Raw genomic sequence first — 1,375 nt, 5'->3', positions numbered from 1 at the left:
TTCGGTCACCGCCATCACTCGTATCAATAACGATCAAATAAATGCCACACGTGTCACTTGAGTCCCATCTGTATCAACGTAACTTCGGCCCTGGACCCGTAATCCACAACCAGGGAGAGTCATGCCAACCATCTGGACTTACTTGCGTGCAGCGGCCGTCGTAGTCGGTTCGTCCGCGGCACTACTGACGGGCGGTATCGCCCACGCCGACCCCGTGCCGGCTCCGCCTATCCCGAACATTCCGCAGCAGCTGATCAGTTCGGCGGCCAACGCACCCCAAATCCTGCAGAACCTCGCCACCGCCCTCGGCGCCACCCCGCCGGCCGCGCCGGCCGCTCCCGGCATCACCTTCCCGGGTGTTCCGTCGGCGGCCGCCACGTCACCGGCGACTTCGGCGACCGTGCCCTCCATCCCCGGTCTGGCGCAGGCGCCGACGCCGTCCGCACCGACGACGGCCCAGGGCCTGCAGGGGTTGATCCCCGGCCTGACCCAGCCGGCACCCGCGGCGCCGGCCGCCCCGGCCACGTCGTCCATTCCCGGACTTCCGGCCATCCCGGGGCTGTCGACGCCGACCGCCCCCGCCACCCCGCCGACCCCGCAGCTTCCTCAGGCGAAGGTCGACATGCCGGCGTTCCTGCCCAATCTGCCGGTCAGCGTGCCCGCGCAGATGACCCTCCCGCAGGATCTGACGGCGCTGGCCGGGGCTCCCGCGGCGCCGGCCGCACCGGCGACCGGGGCCAACCCGGTGGCTCCGCTGCTCGCCGGCCTGCCCTGAGTAATTAGCCAGACAGCAACGCCAACCCCCTAATGACCGGAGGACACACCGTGGCAACCACTTGGAATCTGTCCAAAGGTTTGGCCGCTGTCGTCACGGCATCGGCTGCCGCGTTAGGGCTCTGCCCGAACGCGGCGGCCGACCCGGCGGCACCGCAACCGAACTCGACTCAAGAACTCCCGGGCCTGCCGGCGCTGTCGCAGCTGAGCCCGATCATTCAGCAGGCCGCCACCAACCCCGGGCAGGCGACGCAGCTGCTCATGGCCGCAGCGCAGGCCTTCAGCCACAACCAGGGCGCGCCCGGCGAGTCCCGGAACGTTGCCCAGTCGGTGAACCAGTTCCTGGCGATGCCGGGCACGCCGGCCGATCCCGGCACGGCGCTTCCCGACGGTGCGCCCGTTCCGCACGTCCCCGCCGCGGGCGTCGAACCCGGCGCCCAGTCACACCTGCCTACCGGCATCGACCCCGCGCACGCGGCGGGCCCGGGGCCGGTCGCGGCCACACCGGCCGCGCCGCAGGCCCACCTTCCGGCCGGCATCGACCCCGCACACGCGGCGGGTCCCGGACCGGTCGCCGCTCCGCCGGCCCCGTCGGCACCGG

1 protein-coding gene and 1 pseudogene are annotated in these 1,375 nt (G+C 71.9%); both read left to right on the top strand.

Features of this window, described 5'->3' with window-relative positions; genetic code table 11:
• Positions 1 to 121: 121 nt before the first annotated feature.
• Positions 122 to 775 (top strand): hypothetical protein, encoded by a 654-nt coding sequence (locus tag A5702_RS09125; protein WP_068220008.1) that lies wholly within the window; start codon positions 122 to 124, stop codon positions 773 to 775.
• 50 nt (positions 776 to 825) lie between these two features.
• Positions 826 to 1,375, top strand: a pseudogene (locus tag A5702_RS09120) (hypothetical protein); the annotation flags it as partial.

This window comes from Mycobacterium sp. E3339 (genome assembly GCF_001666915.1).
Lineage (GTDB): Bacteria > Actinomycetota > Actinomycetes > Mycobacteriales > Mycobacteriaceae > Mycobacterium.
This window is presented reverse-complemented; position numbering and strand designations above follow the sequence as displayed.

Bases quoted from the DNA above. Each gene is read 5' to 3' on its own strand.
- A5702_RS09125 (WP_068220008.1), top strand. From the start codon at position 122: ATGCCAACCATCTGGACTTACTTGCGTGCAGCGGCCGTCGTAGTCGGT.